Source organism: Nonomuraea sp. NPDC050328 (genome assembly GCF_044459405.1).
Lineage (GTDB): Bacteria > Actinomycetota > Actinomycetes > Streptosporangiales > Streptosporangiaceae > Nonomuraea.
Genome location: NZ_JBITIW010000001.1, coordinates 443,528 through 459,085, shown reverse-complemented (window position 1 = coordinate 459,085; position 15,558 = coordinate 443,528). Strand labels below are relative to the sequence as shown.

The window sequence follows — 15,558 nt, the reverse complement described above, 5'->3', positions numbered from 1 at the left end:
CGACCACCACCGACTCGCCCTACTATCTCCTTCCATGGAGCAAGCTGAACTGTTGGACCGGGTGCGCGAACTGCGGGCCGAGGGCAAGTCCCCCAAGCAGATCGCCCGGACCCTGGGCCTGGCCCCCGCCGCCGTCGCCCCGCTGGTGCGCGCCGTCGCCGCCGCCACCGCCCAGGAGACCGGGAGTACGGCCGGCGAACTCCTCGGCAGTTGGGCGAACGCCGGCTGGAGCGTCGGCCTCTCCTTCGACCCCGCCCTCGGCTGGACCGACGACCTGCCCGGCCACGAGGAGACCGGGGGCATGGTCAGCGTCCTCGTCGCCCGCCGCCACGGGTTCGACAAGGTCGCCGTCTGCGGCTACCTCGCCGACGTGTGGTGCCTGGGCGTCAAGGGCGCCATGGGGCCGCAGATCATGGACGAGCGTGAGTTCAGCCGCTTCCGTGAGTACTTCTTCGGCGAGTACGCCGCCTGGCAGGCCGTTCCGCTCGACCTGGCCCGGCAGATCGTCCTGGGGTCGGTCGAGTACGCCAAGGGCTTCGGCTTCGAACCGCACGACGAGTTCACCCCGGAGGCCACGGCCCACCTCGGCGAGTGGGAGCCCCCGTCCGCCATCACCTTCGGCCGCGACGGCCGCCCGTTCTACGTGCCCGGCCCCCAGGACGAATCGCGCCGCATCGAACGCACCCTCGCCCAACACCGCTACGCCTGACCCAAGTCCACCCCAGCCCGCGCACCCCGGAGCACCCGCGCACCCCGGAGCACCCGCGCACCCCGGAGCACCCGCGCATCCCGGGGGACCCGCCACGGCCTGGAGGACCTGCCAAGGCCCAGAGGACCGCGCACCCGTGGGAAGCCGCCACCCCTCCCCTGGAGGACCCGCACCCCTTCCCCGGAGGACCCGCACCCTTTCCCAGGAAGACCCGCACCCTTTGGGGCCCACCCAGCCCTCTGACCCGGTCAGCCCCGCCTCTGCTGCGTCCGACCGGGTCCGGTGAGTTAGAAGGGCCCTGTCAGGGACGGAACGCCAGCCCGTGCTCGGCCAGCGACTCTCGCAGAATACGGACCGCCTTGGGCCCAACCCCGTGCAAGGCCAGCAGATCCTTCTCGCTGACCCCGTTGAGCTGCTCGAGCTGGGTGTAACCGACAAGGGCAAGGGCCTGCGTGGCAGGGCGGCCGATCTTGGGCAGCGGCGTCATGGCCTCAGCGTGCCAGACCCCACCGACAGTCCGGCCGTCACGGAAGCCACCGCCGTTGAAAAGCCCGCGGCCAAATGGGCAGCCTCCCGTGGATACGGAAGCTCACCGCCGATACGGAAGCTCACCCCCGATCCCCAGCCGTGCCAGCCGAGCCTCGATCGCCCACCGACTCCGCCCGAAAGCATCCATCAGCCCCGAAATACTGGCATCAGCGGCCGAGGCAAGCTCACGCAAGCACTGCTCATCCTCCTCCGTCCACGGCTGGTTGGCGTTCGGGTGCCGGGCAGGACGACCACCCGCGGAGGCGGCCGCACCGAGCAGCCGCGAGAGAACACGCAACTCGCCTACAGGCACATGCCCGGACAGCGAGGCGATGGGCAGCCCGGCATCGTCAGAGCCGGTGACCTGAACCCGCAGGTCACCGCTGTCGGTGACATCGGCGCACAGGTCGTAACGACGTCCGTTCTCGGAGACGTGCAGGGCGAGAGCCTCGGCGGCCATGGGGACCTCCATCGAGTCGGGGGGTAGGAGCCACCACATGTATCAGCCGCCTGCGACAGAATCCGCACCCTGAGTAATCACTCATCAGCATCCGCACTCGGAGTGATCCCTCGACCAGACCGCACCCTGAGTAATCGCCCAACCGCACTTGCTACTGTTGTTGCGATCGAGTCGCAACAGGAAGAGAGGCGCAGGAGTGAGCGGTCCGCCCGTCACTGTCGAGGTGATCGTGCTGCGCGTGACCGAGGACGGCTGGGCCTACCGGCCGGAGTCCAAGCTCCTTAAAGACGGCGACTCGCCCTGCGACGTGGCCCGCGAGGTCGCGGAAGGCCCGGCGATCCTGCACTCGACGAGCTGGCGGCACGAGCTGGGCCGGGGCGTGATCCTGACCTATGCCGCCTACCCCGACCGGCGTCCGGGTGCCGGGGCGCGCGGGCTGGACGAGGCCGCGGTCGCCTTCGGGGAGAGCGCCGACACGCCGCGGCCTGCCGTACTGGCTCTGGGGAACGTGACCGCGCACGCCATCCGCCACCTGGCCTTCCTGGCCCGGACGGACCCGGCGGTCAGCGCGGCCGTCGCCGCCGACCCGCCGCTGGCCGCCAGGCTGGCCGGGGCTCCCGCCGAGCCGGCCGCCCAGTTCTGAGCCCCCGCCCGGTCGAGGGAGCGGTTTTGTCGGTGGGACCCGGCACACTGAGCGCCATGAATGTGGAGAGCATCAGGATCGTCGGCGCCCGCGAGCACAACCTCAAGGACGTCTCCCTGGAGATCCCGAAGAACAAGATCACCGTTTTCACGGGCGTCTCGGGCTCGGGCAAGTCCTCGATCGTGTTCGACACTCTGGCGGTCGAGGCGCAACGCCAGCTCAACAGCACCTTCAGTTGGTTCATCCGCAACCAGCTCCCCAAATACGAGCGTCCGCACGCGGACGTGGTGGAGAACCTGACGACCCCGGTGATCGTCGACCAGAAGCCGGTCGGCGGCAGCAGCCGCTCGACGGTGGGCACGATGACCGACATCCTGCCGGTGATCAGGGCGTTGTTCTCCCGCGCGAGCGGCCTGCCGGCGAACCTGTTCTCCTTCAACGACCCCACCGGCATGTGCCCGGAATGCGATGGTCTCGGGCGCAGCGTGGTGCCCAACGTCGAGCTGATGATCGACCGGGACAAGTCGCTCAACGAGGGCGCGATCCTGCTGCCCAACTACAAGGTGGGCGGTCCCGACTGGCAGGTGTACGGCCTGCGGTTCGACCCCGACAAGCCGCTGAGAGACTTCACCGAGGCGGAGCTGGCCGACTTCCTGCACGGCAGCGGCGGCAAGGTCGAGGTGTCCTTCAAGAACGGCAGCTTCGGCGTCAACTACGAGGGCTTGGTCACCAAGTTCACCAGGCAGGCACTCAAGCGCGACACGAGCCAGTTGAGCGAGCGCACCCGCGAGCAGATCCAGCGCTTCATCAAGGAGGGCGTCTGCCCGGCCTGCGAGGGCGCGCGGCTCGGCCCGGCGGCGCTGGAGGCGCGCATCGACGGGCGCACCATCGCCGACTGGTCGCGCCTGCAGATCGCCGACCTGCTGCCGCTCGTCCCGGAGGGCAACGCGGCGCGCACCGCGCTGGAGCGCGTGGCCGCGATCGGCCTCGGCTACCTCAGCCTCGACCGGCCCAGCGCCACCCTCTCCGGCGGCGAGGGACAGCGCCTCAAGCTGGTGCGGCACCTCGGCAACACGCTGACCGGGATGACGTACATCTTCGACGAGCCCAGCATCGGCCTGCACCCCCATGACGTCGGCCGCCTCAACGACCTGCTGCGCGAGCTGCGTGACAAGGGCAACACGGTGCTCGTCGTGGAGCACGACCCCGACGTCATCGTCATCGCCGACCACGTCGTCGACGTCGGCCCCGGCGCGGGCGTGCACGGTGGCGAGATCGTTTTCCAGGGCACCATCGACGAGCTGCGCCAGGCCGACACCAAGACCGGCCGGGGGCTCCGCCGTACCGTCGGGTTCAAGGAGCAGGTGCGCGTCGCGGACGGCAAGCTGCCGATCGTCGACGCCCGGCTGCACAACCTGCGCAACGTCTCGGTGGACATCCCCACCGGCGTGCTCACCGCGGTCACCGGCGTCGCCGGGGCGGGCAAGAGCAGCCTCATCGACGTCTTCGTCGAGACCTATCCCGACACCATCTTCGTCGACCAGTCCGGGATCGGCGCTTCGTCACGATCCACCCCGGCCACCTACCTCGGCCTGATGGACCCGATCCGTACCCTCTTCGCCAAGGCCAACGGCGTCGCGCCCGGGATGTTCAGCTTCAACTCCACCGGCGCGTGCGAGGAGTGCCAGGGCCGGGGCGTGATCATCACCGAGATGGCCTTCATGGACCCCATCACCACCCACTGCGCCTCCTGCGACGGCCGCCGCTTCAAGGAGTCCGTGCTCGCGCACACCCTGCGCGGCAAGTCCATCGCCGACGTGCTGGAGCTCTCGGTGGAGGAGGCGCTCGGGTTCTTCACCGAGAAGGCCCTGCTCACCAAGCTGCGGGCGCTCGCCGACGTCGGCCTCGACTACCTCAGCCTGGGCCAGTCCCTCAGCAGCCTGTCCGGGGGTGAGCGGCAGCGGATCAAACTCGCCGTCCAGCTCCACCGCACCGGCAGCGTCTACGTCCTCGACGAGCCCACCACCGGCCTGCACATGTCCGACGTCGACACTTTGCTCGGCCTGCTCAACCGCCTGGTCGACCGTGGCAACACCGTCGTCGTCATCGAGCACAACCTCGATGTCGTACGGCAGGCGGACTGGGTCATCGACCTCGGCCCCGGCGGCGGGAGGGATGGCGGCCAGGTCATCTTCACCGGCACCCCGGAAGACTTGCGCTCCTTCCCCGGCTCTCTCACGGGCCACCACCTCAAACTGGAGGCCTGACGACGCCGAAGCAGCAGAACTAGCTCGGCCACCAGGTGAAGCCTGGTGGCCGCCCTCTTACCAGAGCCCCCGCCGACCGCGCGAGGCGAACACCGCGCCTAGCCGGCCTCCCGGCCACCCTGCACACCCGGCTAGCCAGCGCCCGGCCACCACCGCATCGGTAGCCCGGCCCCCGCCGCCACCGCGCCGGGCCGCCACCACACCCGCTGGTCAGCCGCTCTAGTCAACGCCGCGGCCAGCCAGAGGCGGGTGCGGTCGCTTGGCAACCACCCACCCGGCTGGCCCCCGGCCATCGTTGCGGCCAGCGGGAGGCGGGTCCGGTCGCTCGGGCACCGTCGCGGCCGGTGGGAAGGTGAGGCCGGTCGCCAGGTCAGGCACGTCGGTCGTCCCCGCGTGGTGACGCTGTCCACCGGGTGGAGCAGCTCCGTCATGCCCGCGGGGTGACGCCGCCCTCCGGGTGGAGCAGCTCTGTCGCCCCTGCATGGTGATGGACCCCACCGGGTGGAGCAGCTCCGTTACCCCCGCATGGTGACGCCGTCCACTAGGTGGAGCAGCGTGGCCACCTCTGCATCATGACGCCGCCCTCCAGGTCGAGCGGCTCGGCCACCCCTGCCTCGTGGCACCGCCCGACAGGTGACGGAAGCGTAAGTGTCCGGTTAGTCCGGCGAGCCGATGACTTTTCGGCGACGTGAACGTCTACAAAGGCAAGGGGAGGTGAGGCCGATGCTCGGCGGGTACATCGGAACGCCGTGACGGGGGGACTCGCGCTACTGGAACGCGCGATCTCCTACACGCTTGGCAGTCTGGTGCTGGTGACGCCCGAGGCGTTCGGACGGGCGACACCGTGCCGGGGGTGGCGGCTGGTGGACCTGCTGGTGCACATGGACGACTCCCTGGCCGCGCTGAGCGAAGCCGCGGGGCTGGGGGAGATCGCCCTGGAGCCCCGCCCGGTGCACAGGGGCCGCCATCGTGCCCCTGAACCACCCGCCGACCAGCTACCGCAAGGGGCCGGGGAGCCGTGGGACAACGGGTGGGTGCCGGATCCGGTGGCGAACATCCGGTTGCGGGCCTGCCGGCTGCTGGGGGAGTGGGCGTACGCGGGGGAGGAAGGCACGGTCACCGTCGGCGGGTGTCCGCTGACCGCGATGACCGTGGCGGCGGTGGGGGCGATCGAGATCGCGGTACACGGCTGGGACGTCGCCAGGGCGTGCGGGACGGATCGTCCACTGCCGGAAGGGCTGGCGGGCGAGCTGCTGGATCTGGCGCCGGTACTGATCGATGACGAGGATCGGCCGCTGCGGTTCGGGGCGAAGGTCGAGGTCAGCGTGGGGGCCGGCAAGAGCGAGGAACTGCTCGCGTACCTCGGCCGACGATCCCGATTGCCTTGACAGAAAAATTTGTCGGTGGCATCGTGAGGGCATGTTCGACGTCGCGGTGATCGAGGATGCGCAGGCCGCGGAGGTCTCGCTGGACCCGGTGCGGGCACGACTGCTGGCCGAACTGGCCGGGGGGCCGGGGTCGGCGACGACCCTGGCCGCCAAGGTGGGCCTGCCGAGGCAGAAGGTCAACTACCATCTCCGGATCCTGGAGCAGCACGGGCTGGTGGAGCTGGTCGAGGAGCGCCGGAAGGGCAACTGCACCGAACGGATGCTCCGGGCCAGCGCCGCCTCGTACGTGATCTCGCCCTCGGCGCTGGCCGCGGTGGAGCCGGATCCGGACAAGGCGCCGGATCGGCTGTCGGCGCGGTGGTTGCTGGCGCTGGGCGCTCGGATGATCAAGGAGGTCGGGCTGCTGCTGACCGGGGCTCATCGGGCCGGCAAGAAGGTCGGGACGTTCGCGCTCGATGCCGAGGTGCGGTTCGCGAGCGCCGGGGATCGGGCGGCGTTCGCGGAGGAGTTGGCGGCGGCTACGGCTGCGCTGATCAGCAAATATCACGACACGACGGCTGAAGGCGGGCGGCCTCACCGGCTCCTGCTGGCCGTACATCCGCGAGCCGTACACCCGGCAGCGGAGCAGGCAACAGCCGGGCGCGCGGCAGCCGTACAGCCGGAAGCCGAGTAGGCAACAGCCGGGCGCGCGGCAGCCGTACAGCCGGAAGCCGAGTAGGCAACAGCCGGGCACGCGACAGCCGTACCGCCGGAAGCCGGGCACGCGGCCAGAAGTCGTGCACACGACAGGCGAAGAGCCACAAGACGGGTAATCCGCAGGGAAGGAGCCAGCAGATGGCCAAGGAATTCGAGATCCGCAAGCAGGTGGAACTGCCCGCCAGCCCCGAGGAGGTGTGGGCGGCGATCGCCACCGGGCCGGGGCTGAGCTCCTGGTTGTTCCCGTTCGAGGTCGAGCCGGGCCAGGGCGGTGTGCTGCGCCTGGTGGTCCAGCATTACCGCGAGGAGTCGACGATCACCGCCTGGGAACCGGGCGAGCGCCTGGTGGTCGAGGGCACGCCGGGCGAGGACGGCACGACGATGGCGTACGAGTACCTGATCGAGGGCCGCGACGGCGGGACGACCCTGCTGACCTTCGTGCACAGCGGCCACCTGGGCGACGGCTGGGGCGACGAGTACGAGGCCATGACCAGCCACGGCTGGGACCAGTACCTGCACACGCTCGACCAGTACCTCCGCTACTTCCCCGGCCGTCGCGCGGTCTACGTGCTGGCCGAGGGGCCCAAGGGCGGGAAGGACATCTGGCCGCGCTTCGCCGAGGCCCTCGGACTGAGCGAGATGCCGCAGCCGGGCGCGACGGTACGGCTGCCGCACGGGGAGGAGGGCGTCGTGGACTATGTCGTCCCGCCCGCTTTCTACGGGTTCTTCCTGGGTGTCCGCACCGGCGACGCGCTCTACCGCTTCCACGGCAAGCCCGACGGCGTGGACGTCGAGAACCGGTTGTTCGCCGCGGACGCCGATCAGAAGGAGGCCGAGCGGTACTGGACCGAGTGGCTCGGGCGCACGTACGCGTGACCGGCCAGCGCCGCCAGCGCGGTCAGGGCCAGCCCGTACGGCAGGGCGGCCCCGCCGACGCCGAAGCTGACGGCGGCGCAGGGGAGCAGCACGGCCAGGGCGGTCTTGCGGTGTCCGAGCAGGAGCGCGACGACCGCCACCAGGCCGCTCAGGCCGGACCCGGTGAGGAGATCGGCCACCATCAGCGGGTCGAGCAGGCCGAGGCCGGCCAGGGTGCGCAGGGTCGAGTCGGGTAGCCAGGGGGTCCAGGCCCAGGGCATGGCCGGGTTCAGCAGGGGCGGGAGGGCGGCCAGTGCCGCCGCGCCCAAGACCAGGAACGGGCTGCGCTTCCCTAAGAACACCTTCAAAGGCTGACATGTCGCCACCGTGGCCCGCAGGCGAACGCCCGTTCTGGCCCGGCGGAGGCTCGGTGGCAGGGAACCACGGCCCCGGGTCGGGAACCGGGGACCTGCGGCGGGGGTTGGAGCCCGGAGCCGGGGGCCGGTCGGGGTGGTGGCGGGGTTGGTCAGGGGTGGTGGCGGTGGTAGGCGAGCAAGGTCAGCGTCCCGAGGAGGCAGGCTGCGGCCACCGCGCACATGACCACCGGGTAGCCCGCCGCCTGGGCGGTCGCCGCCGCCGCGAGCGGGGCGGTCGCCTTGGCGGCGAAGATGGGCAGCGCGGTGGCCCCGCTGATCGAGGCGTAGGCGGCGGTGCCGTACCGCTCGGCGAGCAGGGCCGGGCGGGCGATGGTGGCCACCCCGAAACCCAGGCCGAACCCGACCACCGCACAGACCGCGCCCACCGGGCTCCGGCCGACCACCGGAAGGGCCAGTGCCGCCAAGCCCTGGACGGCGAAGACGGCGGCGGTGATGAGGGAGATCGGCCAGCGGCTCTGCAACCCGGTGGTCACCAGCCGCCCGGTGACCGACAGCACGCCGAGCAGGCCCGCGACGGTGGCCGCGAAGACGGGGGAGTGGCCGAGCGCGATCAGGTAGGTCACCAGGAGGACCGCCACGACCGCCACCGCGCCGGTCTGGGTGAGGAAGGCCGCGGTCAGCAACCAGAACGGCCGCCCCCGCACCGCCGCCCTCACCCCGACCTCCACGACACCGGCACCCGCCGAGCCACCCGCTTTCTCGTGGAGTCCGGGCGGTGGGGAGGGGGACGGCGGGCGACGGAGCAGAGGCCGGCGGGGAGTCGTGGGGAGGAGGGCGTGCAAGGGCACCGCGGTCACCCCGTAGCCAAGGGCGAGCACGACCAACGCCTGCCGCCAGCCGTACCGCTCGACGAGCACCCCGGTGAGCGGCAGGAAGACGGTGGAGGCGAAGCCCGCCACGATGGTGACCGCGAGCAGGGCACGGGAACGACGGGCGGCGTCGAACCAGGCGATGACCACCGCGAAGGCCGCCTCGTACAGGACCATCGCCGAGGCAAGCCCCAGCACGACACACACCAGGTAGAGCTGAAGCGGCGACCGCACCTGCGACCAGGCGAGCAACGCGACGGTCCCCAGGAGCGCGCCGACGGTCATGACCCCTCGCCCACCACGCCGGTCGAGCAGCCGCCCGACGACCGGGGCGGCCAGGCCGGAGACCAGCACGGACAGGGTCAGCCCGACGGTGAGCTGGGCGACGCCGGTGCCCAGGTCACGAGCCATCGGGGTGAGAAAGACCGAAAAAGCGTAGTAAAGGACGCCGAAGCCGATGGTCTGGGTCACCGCCAGAGCGGCGACCAGCCTGACGTCGGTGGTCCGCACATGAAGGACCCTGCCCCCCGGAAATGCCGAAAAATCGTGACTATCGTCACGGTATGAGCAGCTCGTATGTCGTCACCGGAGGCGCCCAAGGAATCGGCCAGGCCATCGCCCGTCGTCTCCCAGGCACGGTCGTGGTCATCGACACCGTCCCGGCCGAGGGCCTGTCGGTGCTCGGGGACGCGGGCGACCCCCACATCGCCGAGCAAGCCGCCGACCTGGCCGAGAAGCACGCCCCCCTGGCCGGCTGGGTCAACAACGCGGCCGTCTTCAAGGACGCCAGCCTCCATCTCGCCCCGCCCGAGGAGGTGCTGGCGCTCATCTCCGCCAACCTGCGCCTGGCGGTGACCGGCTGTTCGGTCGCGGTCCGGCGCTTCCTGGCCGCCGGCCGGGGCGGGGCGATCGTCAACCTCAGCTCGCACCAGGCCGCCCGGCCCGTCCCCGGCGCCCTGCCGTACGCGACGGCCAAGGCCGGGATCGAGGGGCTGACCAGGGCGCTGGCCGTGGAGTACGGCAGGCGGAACATCCGGGTCAACGCGGTCGCCCCCGGCACCGTCGCGACCGAGCGGTACGCCGGCCTGCTGGACGAGCGGGGGACGGAGGCGGCCGCCGACGTGGCCCGGCTGCAACCGCTGGGCCGTGCGGCGGAGCCGGGCGAGGTGGCCGACGTGGTGGCCTACCTGCTGTCGGAGGCGGCGAGCTTCGTCACCGGCGCCGTGCTCCCGGTGGACGGCGGCCGCGCCGCCCTCGGCCTGGACCCCGAGGCCCGCCCGGGCCCCTGAGCAGGTGGACAGCGGCGTCGTGGAAAAGCGAAGGCCCGGCTCGCATGCACGAGCCGGGCCTTCGGAGCGCTTCAGCCGGTCAGAACCGGCCGGACGCGGTCAGGTCAGCGGTGGTGGTACCAGCGGACCACGCGGACGTAGTCGTAGTTGCTGGCGGAGCCGTTGAGCTCGTCGTCACCGTCGAACACGGCCTTGAAGGTGCCGCTGCGGTAAGCCTTCGTCTTGGCGTAGAACTTACCGTTCTCGTCGGTGTCGGTGGAGGTCACGTACTTCCAGCCGCTGTGCCCGTTGGCGCGGTAGTAGATCTCGACCTCGGCGTCCTCGACCCCGCCCCACGCGTCGTCATGCGCCTGGAGCCGGCCGGAGAAGTAGATCTTCTTGCCCTTCTTCACCGTGCCGGGGTCGGCCGAGAACCGCTTGAAGCGGGTGTCGAGCTTGCTCTTCGGGACCTCCAGGGCGAAGGTCGCCTTGTCGCTGTCCTTCTTGCCCGTCTCGTTGTCCGTGCCGACGGCGGTGGCCAGCCACTTGCCGGCCGGGTCGCCCGCGTTGAACGGAACGGAGAAGACCCACTTGTCCTGAGTGATGTTCCTCGCGGACAGGGTGCGAGCCTGCGCGTCCTTCGGCTTTACGGACACCTCGACCTTGTCGACATCGGGCGAGGTCTCGACGGTGATCTTGACTACGATCTCACCGGTCTTCGGGACGACGACCGGGTTCGGTGCGATGTCGACGATCTCCACGGAGGGATCGGTCGCGGCGTTGGCAGCTCCGCCCGTAACGAGCAGGGCGCCGCCCACCACGGCGGATGCCAGTGCGGCAGTCATCTTCTTCATGAGGGTGCTGATTCCTCTCCCCGTACTGCGGGCCGGCCGGGACTGCCGACCCTCTATCTACTTTGAGGCAGAAAATTGGGGAAAGGTTGACGCAAGTGACAGGAAGTTTTTGATCATTCGTCTGACCTGGGGGAAGATCTCAAAAATCCGTAACCCTAATTTCGGACGTCCGTAAGCAGGCCCACCGGCTTAAAGATCGTTCCCATCTGGGCTTTCCCCTGGTTGGCGCGCTCCAAGGCCCGCTCATGGCCCGCGCGGAGGCCGAATCGTGACCGCAAGCGAGTGCAAGAACTTGCGTGCACCGCCGTACCATTTGCGAGTGACCAGACGACTCGCAGAGGTGGCCAAGAAGGTCGGCGTGAGCGAGGCGACCGTGAGCCGGGTGCTCAACGGCAAGCCCGGCGTCTCCGAGGCCACCAGGGAGGCGGTGCTCACCGCCCTCGACGTGCTCGGCTACGAGCGGCCCACGCAACTGCGCGGCGACCGCGCCCGGCTGGTCGGCCTGGTGCTGCCCGAGCTGCAGAACCCGATCTTCCCCGCCTTCGCCGAGGTGGTCGGCGGCGCGCTGGCCCAGCAGGGCTTCACCTCGGTGCTGTGCACCCGCACGCTCGGCGGGGTGACCGAGGCCGAGTACGTCGACCTCCTCCTGCAGCAGCAGGTCTCCGGCGTGGTCTTCGCCGGCGGCCAGTTCGCCCAGGCCGACGCCGCGCACGCGCACTACGAGCTGCTGCAGGAGCGCCGGCTGCCGACCGTCCTGATCAACGCCGCCGTCGAGGAGCTGCGCTTCCCGCAGGTCTCCTGCGACGACGCGGTCGCCGCCGAGATCGCCCTCGCCCACCTGCGCGCCCTCGGCCACGAGCGGGTCGGCATGGTGCTCGGCCCGCGCGACCACATCCCCTCGCGCCGCAAGTACCGCGCGGTGCGCGACTCGGTCGACCCGGCCCTGGTCGAGCACTCGATGTTCTCCCTGGAGGGCGGGCACGCCGCCACCACGCGGCTGCTCCGGCGCGGTGTGAGCGCCGTCGTCTGCGCCAGCGACGTGCTCGCGCTGGGCGCGGTCCGGTCGGTACGGCGAGCCGGCCTGTCGGTGCCCGGCGACGTCTCCGTGATCGGCTACGACGACTCGGCGATGATGAACTGCACCGACCCGCCGCTCACCACCGTGCGCCAGCCCATCGACGCCATGGGGCGGGCCGCCGTGGAGCTGCTCGTGGCCCAGATCGACAAGGCCGAGGTGCCCGCCGAGGAGCTGCTGTTCGACCCCGAGCTCGTGGTGCGTTCCTCCACCGCCCGCGCCCGCTGACCCCTGCTCCGCCAAGCGCCTGCCGGATTCCGGCAGGCGCTTTCGTCATGTCACGCAAACGGCTTGCGCGAGCCGTACTTCCGCAATGAAGTCGTTATTTTGCAGTGCACAGTCGAGATATTGCGTCCACCTGTCGCCAAGCCTATGGTGAGGGCTCCCCCTGCCAGAAAGGTCGCGCCAATGAACAGACCGTTGAGGTTCGTCCTCGTGGCCGGACTCGGGCTGAGCGCCGCCGCGTGCGGTTCCAGCAGCGAGCCGGCCAAGCCCGCCGCCCAGGGCTCGGCGGGCGCCGCCGCGCCGGTGTCGATCACGGTCGCCTGCCAGCCCGCCAAGACCGCCCCGGCGCAGCGCAAGGCCTGGGACGACGACGTGGCCGAGTTCCAGAAGATGTACCCGAACGTCACCGTGAAGAGCACCGACCAGCAGCCGTGCTTCGACCCCAAGACCTTCGGCCCGAAGCTGGCCGGCGGCCAGATGGAGACGGTCTTCGTGGTCCCGGTGACCACGTACCAGCAGGTCATCAGCCAGGGCCAGGCCCTGGACATCACCCCGTACACCGGCGAGATCAAGACGTGGGGCGACCTCCGCCAGGACGTCAAGGACCTGGTCACCAAGGACGGCAAGGTGTACGGCGTGCCGAACGTGCACTACAGCGTCGGCCTCGTCTACAACCGCAAGCTCTTCACCCAGGCCGGCCTCGACCCGAACAGCCCGCCCAAGACCTGGCAGGAGGTGCGCGACGCGGCCAAGAAGATCGCCGCGCTCGGCCCCGGCCACGTCGGCTACGGCGAGTACTCCGGCGGCAACACCGGCGGCTGGCACTTCAACCAGGCCATCTACGGCCGCGGCGGCGAGATGGTCAACCCCGACGGCAAGACCGTGGCGTTCAACTCGCCCGAGGGCAAGGCCACCCTGCAGTTCCTCAAGGAGCTGCGCTGGACCGACAACAGCACCGGCGCCAAGCTGCACAACGGCTGGGAGGCGCTGATGCAGGCGATGGGCGGCGGCAAGGTCGGCATGATGCTCGGCGCGCCCGACGTGGTGACCGACGTGGTCAACAAGTTCAAGGGCAGCAAGGAGGACTACGGCATCACCGGCTTCCCCGAAGCCAAGTACTCCCTGTCCGGCGGCGAAGCGTTCATGATCAACCCGAAGGCCACCCCCGAGGAGGCCAAGGCCGGCCTGGCGTGGGTGAACTTCCAGTACAACACCGTCGGCAAGGGCCGCTTCAACTTCGAGCGCGGCAAGGCGATGGGCAACCCGGTCGGTGTGCCGGACAACGATGTCTTCGGCGCCTCGCCCACCGGCCAGGCGATCCAGGCCGAGCGCAAGAAGTGGGCGACGCTCCCGGTCGAGAACTACCAGACGTACGTGGACGCCTCGGCGACCATCCAGCCCAAGATGGAGCCGCCGCACGCGCAGGAGCTCTACGCCATCCTCGACGTGGCGATGTCCGCGGTGCTGAGCCGCCAGGACGCCGACGTGGACCAGTTGCTGGCCGACGCCGAGACGAAGGCCAACGCGATGCTGGCCGCCAAGAGCTGATGCGGCTCAAGCAGAACCTGACGGCCTACGGCTTCCTGTGCGCGGCGCTGGCGTGCTTCGCGGTCTTCGCGTGGTGGCCGATCGTGCAGGAGTTCGTCCTCAGCTTCCAGAAGACCAACCTGGTCGATCCGCCGGAGTGGGTGGGCCTGGACAACTTCAGGACCGTCGTCCAGGATCCCGCCTTCGGCGAGGCGTGGCTGAACACGCTGAAGTTCACCGCCCTGGCGTTGCTGTGCGGATACGTGGTCCCCTTCGTGGTGGCCCTCGTCCTCAACGAGCTGCGGCACGCCAGGGCCTACCTCCGGTTCGTGGTCTACCTGCCGGTCATGCTCCCGCCGATCGTGGCGGTGCTGCTGTTCCGGTGGTTCTTCGACCCGGGGCCCGGCCTGTTCAACCAGCTTCTCGACGGCGTGGGCCTGCCCGCCCTGGCCTGGCTCGACTCGGCCGACACCGCCCTGATCTCCCTGGTCATCGTCTCGACCTGGATGAACATGGGCAGCGCGACGCTGATCTACCTGGCCGCCCTGCAGAACATCCCCTCCGACCTGTACGAGGCGGCCGAGCTGGACGGGGCGGGCATCTTCCGCCGCATCCGGCACGTCACCATCCCGCAGACGCGGCTGATCCTGCTGCTCATGCTGATGTTGCAGATCGTCGCGACGATGCAGGTCTTCATCGAGCCGTACATGCTGACCGGCGGCGGTCCGGAGAACGCGACGCTCACCGTGGCGTACCTGATGTACCAGTACGCCTTCGTCTACGGCGGCAACTACGGCGCCGGCGGGGCGCTCGGGATGATGCTCATGATCGCTCTGCTCGCCTTCGCGGCGGTGCAACTGCGCCTGACGCGCGAGGAGAAGGTGTGACATGGCGGACCTAGCCGTCCCGCGGCGGGCGAGGCGCCGGCGGGTGAAGAGCCCCAAGAAGATCGAGGTGCAGTTCCGCACCATCGTCTCGCCGCACCAGCTCAACAGCCGGTGGGGCCGGCGGATCTACTGGGCGGTCCTGGCCGCCACCGTGGTGCTCTTCACCCTGGCCTTCGTCTTCCCGCTCTACTGGATGATCACCGGGGCGATGAAGACCCCGGAGGAGCTGGCGCAGATGCCGCCCACCCTCATCCCCGCAGATCCCGATTTTTCGGCATTCGCGGAGGCGTGGGAGCTCTTCGACATCGGCCTGCTGCTGAAGAACACCGCCTTCTACGCGCTGGGCGGCTGGCTCTTCACCATGGCGGTGGACGTCAGCGCCGCCTACGCCCTGTCCAAGCTGCGGCCCATGTTCGGCAACGTCATCCTCGGCGCCATGCTGGCGACGCTGATGATCCCGCCCATGGTCGTGCTCATCCCGACCTACGTGACGATCGAGAGCCTCGGCCTGCTCAACAACCCGTGGGGCCTGTGGTTCCCCGCGGCGGCCAACGGGTTCAACATCTTCCTGCTCAAGCGCTTCTTCGACTCGATCCCGCGCGAGCTGGTCGAGGCGGCCCAGATCGACGGCGCCGGGCCCGTGCGGGTGCTCCTGTCGGTGATCCTGCCCGTCTCGCGGCCCATCCTCGGCGTCGTCTCCATCTTCACCGTGGTCAACGCCTTCCGCGACTTCGTCCTGCCCTTGCTGGTCATGTCCGACAGCGAGAACATGACGCTCAGCGTGGGCCTGTCCCAGACCGCCGGCGCGGTCGGCCAGAACGCCGTGATGGCCGGGCTCGTCCTGGCCGGAATCCCGACGATCATCGTGTTCTTCATCTTCCAGCGACACATCATGGCGGGACTCACCGCCGGAAGCCTCAAGGGGTAGTC

Annotated in this window: 16 protein-coding genes; 11 read left to right on the top strand and 5 right to left on the bottom strand. The window is 70.0% G+C overall.

All coding sequences use genetic code 11. The annotated features are described in order from the left end of the window. Positions 1-34 precede the first annotated feature (34 nt). Positions 35-709 carry a helix-turn-helix domain-containing protein gene (locus ACIBG7_RS02085; RefSeq protein WP_397334885.1) on the top strand — a complete coding sequence of 225 codons (675 nt, stop codon included), beginning with the start codon at positions 35-37 and terminating at the stop codon, positions 707-709. A 301-nt stretch (positions 710-1,010) separates the two neighbouring features. Here ACIBG7_RS02085 and ACIBG7_RS02080 read toward each other — a convergent pair whose 3' ends face one another. Together ACIBG7_RS02080 and ACIBG7_RS02075 are read right to left on the bottom strand one after the other, a co-directional pair. Then, the gene (locus tag ACIBG7_RS02080) at positions 1,011-1,196 is read right to left on the bottom strand and encodes a DNA-binding protein (RefSeq protein ID WP_397334884.1); all 186 of its coding nucleotides are present in this window, start codon (positions 1,194-1,196) and stop codon (positions 1,011-1,013) included. A gap of 102 nt (positions 1,197-1,298) precedes the next feature. Further along, on the bottom strand, positions 1,299-1,697 hold the full coding sequence (locus tag ACIBG7_RS02075) for a hypothetical protein (protein WP_357917198.1): 399 nt from the start codon (positions 1,695-1,697) through the stop codon (positions 1,299-1,301). Positions 1,698-1,893: 196 nt separating this feature from the next. Between ACIBG7_RS02075 and ACIBG7_RS02070 the strand changes: the two genes are divergently transcribed. The 5 genes from ACIBG7_RS02070 (at position 1,894) to ACIBG7_RS02050 (ending at position 7,567) form a co-directional block, all read left to right on the top strand. Further along, a complete protein-coding gene (locus tag ACIBG7_RS02070; protein ID WP_397334883.1) occupies positions 1,894-2,340 on the top strand; it encodes a hypothetical protein in 447 nt (148 codons plus the stop codon). A gap of 56 nt (positions 2,341-2,396) precedes the next feature. Then, positions 2,397-4,607 carry an ATP-binding cassette domain-containing protein gene (locus ACIBG7_RS02065; RefSeq protein ID WP_397334882.1) on the top strand — a complete coding sequence of 737 codons (2,211 nt, stop codon included), beginning with the start codon at positions 2,397-2,399 and terminating at the stop codon, positions 4,605-4,607. A 749-nt stretch (positions 4,608-5,356) separates the two neighbouring features. Continuing rightward, the gene (locus ACIBG7_RS02060; RefSeq protein ID WP_357917204.1) at positions 5,357-5,995 is read left to right on the top strand and encodes a maleylpyruvate isomerase family mycothiol-dependent enzyme; all 639 of its coding nucleotides are present in this window, start codon (positions 5,357-5,359) and stop codon (positions 5,993-5,995) included. 31 nt (positions 5,996-6,026) lie between these two features. Beyond that, complete coding sequence (locus ACIBG7_RS02055; RefSeq protein WP_397334881.1) at positions 6,027-6,668, top strand: ArsR/SmtB family transcription factor; 642 nt, start codon at positions 6,027-6,029, stop codon at positions 6,666-6,668. A 161-nt stretch (positions 6,669-6,829) separates the two neighbouring features. After that, positions 6,830-7,567 (top strand): SRPBCC domain-containing protein, encoded by a 738-nt coding sequence (locus ACIBG7_RS02050; protein ID WP_397334880.1) that lies wholly within the window; start codon positions 6,830-6,832, stop codon positions 7,565-7,567. Here the strand turns inward: ACIBG7_RS02050 and ACIBG7_RS02045 are convergent. Both ACIBG7_RS02045 and ACIBG7_RS02040 read right to left on the bottom strand, forming a co-directional pair. Further along, entirely contained in the window at positions 7,513-7,908 is a 396-nt protein-coding gene (locus ACIBG7_RS02045) for a hypothetical protein (RefSeq protein WP_397334879.1), read from the bottom strand. The genes ACIBG7_RS02050 and ACIBG7_RS02045 overlap by 55 nt on opposite strands. Before the next feature lie 164 nt (positions 7,909-8,072). Beyond that, entirely contained in the window at positions 8,073-9,302 is a 1,230-nt protein-coding gene (locus ACIBG7_RS02040; RefSeq protein WP_397334878.1) for an MFS transporter, read from the bottom strand. 53 nt (positions 9,303-9,355) lie between these two features. Between ACIBG7_RS02040 and ACIBG7_RS02035 the strand changes: the two genes are divergently transcribed. Further along, positions 9,356-10,081, top strand: coding sequence for an SDR family NAD(P)-dependent oxidoreductase (locus tag ACIBG7_RS02035; RefSeq protein ID WP_397334876.1), 726 nt, complete (start codon positions 9,356-9,358; stop codon positions 10,079-10,081). Between the two features lie 104 nt (positions 10,082-10,185). On the opposite strand, the gene ACIBG7_RS02030 is transcribed toward ACIBG7_RS02035, so the two are convergent. Further along, the gene (locus tag ACIBG7_RS02030; RefSeq protein WP_397334875.1) at positions 10,186-10,914 is read right to left on the bottom strand and encodes a hypothetical protein; all 729 of its coding nucleotides are present in this window, start codon (positions 10,912-10,914) and stop codon (positions 10,186-10,188) included. A 319-nt stretch (positions 10,915-11,233) separates the two neighbouring features. On the opposite strand from ACIBG7_RS02030, the gene ACIBG7_RS02025 reads away from it, so the two are divergent. The 4 genes from ACIBG7_RS02025 (at position 11,234) to ACIBG7_RS02010 (ending at position 15,556) form a co-directional block, all read left to right on the top strand. Next, positions 11,234-12,217 (top strand): LacI family DNA-binding transcriptional regulator, encoded by a 984-nt coding sequence (locus ACIBG7_RS02025; RefSeq protein WP_357917223.1) that lies wholly within the window; start codon positions 11,234-11,236, stop codon positions 12,215-12,217. Between the two features lie 180 nt (positions 12,218-12,397). After that, positions 12,398-13,762 carry an ABC transporter substrate-binding protein gene (locus ACIBG7_RS02020; RefSeq protein ID WP_397334874.1) on the top strand — a complete coding sequence of 455 codons (1,365 nt, stop codon included), beginning with the start codon at positions 12,398-12,400 and terminating at the stop codon, positions 13,760-13,762. Continuing rightward, the gene (locus ACIBG7_RS02015; RefSeq protein WP_357917229.1) at positions 13,762-14,628 is read left to right on the top strand and encodes a sugar ABC transporter permease; all 867 of its coding nucleotides are present in this window, start codon (positions 13,762-13,764) and stop codon (positions 14,626-14,628) included. The genes ACIBG7_RS02020 and ACIBG7_RS02015 overlap by 1 nt, the downstream gene beginning before the upstream one ends. Position 14,629: 1 nt before the next feature. Beyond that, on the top strand, positions 14,630-15,556 hold the full coding sequence (locus ACIBG7_RS02010; RefSeq protein ID WP_397334873.1) for a carbohydrate ABC transporter permease: 927 nt from the start codon (positions 14,630-14,632) through the stop codon (positions 15,554-15,556). Positions 15,557-15,558: the final 2 nt, after the last annotated feature.

Bases quoted from the DNA above. Each gene is read 5' to 3' on its own strand.
- ACIBG7_RS02085 (WP_397334885.1), top strand. From the start codon at position 35: ATGGAGCAAGCTGAACTGTTGGACCGGGTGCGCGAACTGCGGGCCGAG.
- ACIBG7_RS02080 (WP_397334884.1), bottom strand. From the start codon at position 1,196: ATGACGCCGCTGCCCAAGATCGGCCGCCCTGCCACGCAGGCCCTTGCC.
- ACIBG7_RS02075 (WP_357917198.1), bottom strand. From the start codon at position 1,697: ATGGCCGCCGAGGCTCTCGCCCTGCACGTCTCCGAGAACGGACGTCGT.
- ACIBG7_RS02065 (WP_397334882.1), top strand. From the start codon at position 2,397: ATGAATGTGGAGAGCATCAGGATCGTCGGCGCCCGCGAGCACAACCTC.
- ACIBG7_RS02055 (WP_397334881.1), top strand. From the start codon at position 6,027: ATGTTCGACGTCGCGGTGATCGAGGATGCGCAGGCCGCGGAGGTCTCG.
- ACIBG7_RS02050 (WP_397334880.1), top strand. From the start codon at position 6,830: ATGGCCAAGGAATTCGAGATCCGCAAGCAGGTGGAACTGCCCGCCAGC.
- ACIBG7_RS02035 (WP_397334876.1), top strand. From the start codon at position 9,356: ATGAGCAGCTCGTATGTCGTCACCGGAGGCGCCCAAGGAATCGGCCAG.
- ACIBG7_RS02030 (WP_397334875.1), bottom strand. From the start codon at position 10,914: ATGAAGAAGATGACTGCCGCACTGGCATCCGCCGTGGTGGGCGGCGCC.
- ACIBG7_RS02020 (WP_397334874.1), top strand. From the start codon at position 12,398: ATGAACAGACCGTTGAGGTTCGTCCTCGTGGCCGGACTCGGGCTGAGC.
- ACIBG7_RS02015 (WP_357917229.1), top strand. From the start codon at position 13,762: ATGCGGCTCAAGCAGAACCTGACGGCCTACGGCTTCCTGTGCGCGGCG.
- ACIBG7_RS02010 (WP_397334873.1), top strand. From the start codon at position 14,630: ATGGCGGACCTAGCCGTCCCGCGGCGGGCGAGGCGCCGGCGGGTGAAG.